The sequence below is a fragment of the Stieleria sp. genome (genome assembly GCF_041595215.1).
GTDB lineage: Bacteria > Planctomycetota > Planctomycetia > Pirellulales > Pirellulaceae > Stieleria > Stieleria magnilauensis.
Genome location: NZ_JBFHKV010000650.1, coordinates 1 through 4,912, shown reverse-complemented (window position 1 = coordinate 4,912; position 4,912 = coordinate 1). Strand labels below are relative to the sequence as shown.

The 4,912-nt window shown below is 61.0% G+C and carries 4 protein-coding genes; 3 read left to right on the top strand and 1 reads right to left on the bottom strand.

What is annotated here, in order from left to right:
- Window positions 1–1,051 (top strand): chorismate synthase (locus ABX749_RS21825; protein WP_372897844.1); only part of this gene is annotated, 1,051 nt, incomplete at its 5' end.
- A gap of 165 nt (window positions 1,052–1,216) precedes the next feature.
- Entirely contained in the window at window positions 1,217–2,125 is a 909-nt protein-coding gene (locus tag ABX749_RS21820; protein WP_372897843.1) for a hypothetical protein, read from the top strand.
- Window positions 2,126–2,194: 69 nt separating this feature from the next.
- Here the strand turns inward: ABX749_RS21820 and ABX749_RS21815 are convergent, their stop codons facing one another.
- A complete protein-coding gene (locus tag ABX749_RS21815) occupies window positions 2,195–3,061 on the bottom strand; it encodes a dihydroorotate dehydrogenase electron transfer subunit (protein ID WP_372897842.1) in 867 nt (288 codons plus the stop codon).
- A gap of 324 nt (window positions 3,062–3,385) precedes the next feature.
- Here ABX749_RS21815 and ABX749_RS21810 point away from each other — a divergent pair.
- Window positions 3,386–4,912, top strand: a 1,527-nt coding sequence (locus tag ABX749_RS21810; RefSeq protein ID WP_372897841.1) for an alpha/beta hydrolase family protein, incomplete at its 3' end; no start/stop codon positions are given.

Below are 4,912 nucleotides of genomic sequence, written 5' to 3'. Positions count from 1 at the left end.
CGATCACGAGGCGTTGCTGGGAGACGCAACCCGCGGTGAATCAAAAATCACCGTCGAGGTCGAGGGGGCGAGTTTTGAATCCCAGGGCTACGAGGCGGGATACACCACCGGCGAGCCGATCGCGGCGATGGTGCTGTCGACCAGCAAGAAATCGGGTGACTACACGCAATTCATCGGCCCCAAGGGCCAGGTCCGGCCCGGGCACACGGATCTGGTGAAGTATCACAAGTCGCGTGGATTCGTCGATGTCCGCGGCGGCGGGCGCAGCAGTTACCGCGTCACGATCAGTGATGTCGTCGGCGGCAGTATCGCCAGATTGTTCTTGCAACAGACCTTCGGCACCGTGTTGCTGTCCTCGATCGATCAAGTCGGACCGCTGCGGGCGAACGTTTCGCTGGCCGATCGCTGCCAGGCACTGTTGGCCGAACAGGATTCGGTCACGATCGATGCCGACACCATCGCCGCGATGCAGCGAGACATCGACGCTGCGGTCATCCCGTCGATCGACAGCGGTTTTGCGTCCGAGGCTGCGGAGCTGATCAAAGAGACGCGCAAGTCCGGCGACTCACTCGGTGCCGGAGTCGAGGTGGTGGCGCTCAATGTACCGCCGCTGTTGGGAGATCCGCTGTATCAGAGTTTAAAGGTGCGGATCATGGGAACGCTCGGCGGGCTCAACGCGGTCCAGTCCTGCGAGGTCGGCGCCGGTGCGGCGGTGATCGAGCGGGTCGGCAGCGAGAACAACGATCCGATCCGCAGCGGTGGGTACGTTTCCAACACCCATGGCGGTCTGATCGGCGGGATGACCACCGGCATGCCGCTGGTGTTTCGCGTCGGATTCAAACCCACCTCGACGATCAATAAGCCGCAACAGTCGGTCACGAAAGATCTCAGCGAGATCGATTTCCAGCTTGAAAAAGGTCGTCATGACCCCTGCGTCGGTGTCCGTGCCGGCGTGACGCTGGAGTCGCGGATCGCGATCGAATTGATGAACGCGGCATTGAGTCAAAAGGCGCAGAGTGTCGGGGAAGGGTTGCCGCGACTGTTCAGATAGCGTGGGCCGAAAAATCGGGGCAGGAAACTTGCCGCACGAAAATGAACCGGTCGAGCCCATTTATTCCAGTCTGACGCGGCATTTTGACAGACAAATGGCACTGAGTTGCTAAGATGGGCACCCCGAATCGCCATCGTTTCCTTTGCCAAGAACGCTTTTCCATCCATGAAAATCAAGTGCCCCGGCTGCGCGTCTCTGCTTCAAATCCCCGACACGGCGGCCGGCAAGGTGGTCAAATGCAAGTGCGGGAAACAGCTGCGGGCACCCGGGGGACCTGCGGCGACGACGGCACAGGCCAAGCCGCCCGGACAGACGCGACAGGGAGCATCCGCCGCCACACGGGCACCCGCCCAGTCTCGACCGCTCGCGACGCCCGCACCCGCGGCGGCAGCGGGGTTGTTCGACGAGTTGACCGAAACCGATTTGGCGCCGATCAAGGCGGTTCAGATTCCGGGAGCCAAGGTGGCGGTCAAGGCGCCCGGCGCCAACGCGGCGAAAATGCTCAACGAGGCGATTTCGGGAAGTGACCGGCGGGGGGAAGCGTTGGTGATGCAAGGGGAGGCGCCGCGGCCGCCCTTCTTGATCTTTATCGGATTGATCAACGGACTCTCGGCAATCTTCTACGGCGGCTTGATGCTGCTGTTTCTCGGCTTCGTCAATGCCGAGATGTTGGAGGACATGGACGATGCCATGGCCGACGTGGTGGGGTTCGTCTATTACCTCATCGCCGGGATGCTGGGGTTGATGGCGGCCCTGTCGTTGGCGACCAGCATCTGCTGCTTCTTCCGCGGCCGGGTGTGCTGGTATGTCGTCTTGCTCAGCTATGGTTGGGGGCTGGCGTTTAAGCTTTTCGAAGTGGCGCAAGAGGCGATGGCAGACGACGTGGAATTCAGCATCATCAAGGGTGTCGGAGGAATCCTGATCGGCGCCGGTATCTGGGCTTGGCTGCACGGCGAAAGCGTTCGCGCGTATTACCAAACCGAAGCCGAACCGATTTGGCGGATCGCGTTGATCGATGCCACCGGGTTCCTGGTCGCCGGTGGGCTCGGCGCAGCAGCACTGTTGATGGCGTAGGGCATGCTGTGCATGCCGCCCGTCGTGTACCTGCCGTCGCGCACAGCGTGACCTCCATCGGGATCGATGTCACCAAACGATCTTGTCGGCGTCAAAGATCGGGCCTTCGACGCAGGTGCGTTTGTAATCCCACTCGCCGTCGTCTTGTTTGACTTTGGCGACGCATGAAAAGCAGATGCCGATTCCGCAGGCCATCGGGGTTTCCATCGAAACCTGACAATCGACGCCGCGTTGTCGGCAAGCGTCGGCGACCTTCTCCATCATGATCTCCGGTCCGCACGTGACGACGCGAACCGAAGAGGCGTCATCGAGTTCATCCAACCGGGCGGCCAAGACATCCGGTACCAGCGCCTGTCGGCCCGTGGATCCATCATCGGTGCAGAGCTGGACGTCGAAATCGGCCTGGCGGAAATCGGGGACGCCGGCGAGCAATGATTCACGCCGCGCCCCGTAGATCAGTTCCACGTGGTTCGCCCAGCCATTGGGCCGGCCGAACGATTGGCTGCCGATCGCTTCGCGTCCGAGCAACAACATCGGTGTTTGCCCGATCCCACCGACAGCCATGATCAAGCGGTCACACGGCCGTGCGGAGAAACCGTTGCCCAGCGGCCCCCACAAGCTGACTTTGGTTCCCAGCGGACTTTCGGCACAGGCCGTCGTGAAGCTGCCTTTTTTCAGGTAGATCAGGTCGATGTATTTCGGTTTGCCATCCTCGCCCGGCAGCACGTCCCAGATCGCCAGGGCTCGACCGATCAGCGGTGCATCGACGCCCGCCAGGCGGATCATCACGAATTGGCCGGGAACCGCGATCGATGCGATCCCCGGGGCCGACACTCGCAGCCGATAGGTCGCTTCGGCGATGCACTCGTTTTGCTCCAGCACCGTTTCGTGCTGGACCATCTGGTCGGCGTAAAAATCGGCATGCAGTGCGGACATGGGCGAACGGTCCAAGGGGACGATGGCAGGATTCGATGGTCTCGCCCCTAGCCTAGGAGATCTGTCACTTTTGGCCAATGTGCCGTGCACGAAGGAAACGAGTCGCCGGGAATGGCTGGTGCTGCAGGAGCGGAAGGACAGGATGATTCAAAGTGGCGATAATGATACGGGGCGATAATGATAGTTTGGCCGATCCGTTCGCGGAGCCGGAATCATTCTGCCATCCCATCATTCTGCCATCCCCGTCTCACCAAGGCCACCGCCGGGTTTGGTACTCTATAGGCCTGCTTCCCCTCCCGCCACGCACATCAAAGTCCCACCGCCATGCCGCGTTTCTTCGTTTGGCCGCTCGTCGTCCTGGTCGTCGTTTCATCCGGTATGACGTCGCAGGCCCAGTCGGAAAAACAAGACCTCAAAACACTCAACGACCACTTCCCCTTCGTGGTGCCGGATTCCGTCGACCGCTGGAACGACCGGGCCGATGCGTTACGTCGTCGCGTGTTGGTCGCCACGGGGCTTTGGCCGATGCCCGACCGCACTGCGTTGCAGCCGGTCTTGCACGGCAAGATCCAGCGCGACGGGTTCACGGTTGAAAAGGTCTACTTTCAATCGCTGCCGGGGCACTTCGTCACCGGGATGCTGTTCCGTCCTGCGGCAGATAATTCGTTTGGACTGGTCGATGGCAAACGTCCCGCCGTGCTTTCGCCTCACGGACACGGGGGCCGAACGATGCGACTGAGCGACGGCGAACTGGCCAAACAGATCCAATCCGGCGGCGAGGTCTTTGAGAATTCAGGGCGTTACCCCAAGCTGGCTCGCTGTGCGCACCTGGCACGCATGGGCTGCGTCACGTTGATCTTTGACATGCTCGGCTATGCCGATTCGCAGCAGATCGAATTCGAAACCGCGCATCGCCATGCCCAGCCCCGACCCGAAGAGTCCGATCGCGAGCAGCCGTGTCTGTACAGCATCGACGCCGATTTGAATTTGCAATCAGTGATGGGGCTGCAGACCTGGAATGCCATCCGCGCGCTGGACTTCTTGGCCGAGCTACCCGATGTCGATCCGAATCGATTGGGCGTGACCGGCGGCAGCGGCGGTGGGACGCAAACGATTCTCTTGGGCGCGATCGATCCGCGAATCAAAGTCGGATTTCCCAACGGGATGGTGTCGACGTCCATGCAGGGCGGTTGCTACTGCGAAAACTGCAACTATCTGCGGATCGGGACCGGCAATGTCGAACTGGCTGCCCTGTTCGCACCTAAACCGCAAGGCATGACGGCGGCCAATGACTGGACCAAGGACATGCTGACCGACGGTTTTCCCCAGTTGCAACAACTCTATGCGATGTTGGGCGTCAAAGAAAACGTGATGTGTGGTGACGTGCTCACCTACCCGCACAACTACAACTACGTCACACGCGCGATGATGTATCCCTGGATGGCCAAGCACCTGGGGTTGCCCGCCGATGTGCCGCTGGTGGAAAGCGATTTCGAACCGCTCAGTGAAGCGGACATGAAGGTTTGGGACGACGGTCATCCGGCGCCGACGGAGGTCTCCATTTCGCACGAACGCAAGGTGCTGGCTTGGTGGAAGCGGCAGAGTGATCAAAAGTTAAACGCGTTGATTCCTGATCCGGCGGCCGACACTGCCGCGGCGGCCGATCGGCTTGCCGAGTATCGCCGCGTCGTCGGCGGGGCTTGGAGCGTGATCTTTGATCGATCGATGCCAGCGGCACAAGATTTGGTCGTCACAAAGAGGAGCGAAGGAGCTGGCGACGATCGCGTGGTGAGTTATCGGCTCGAGCATCGGGACTGGAAGACGGTCGTGGACCTCGACGTCGTTGCGGGG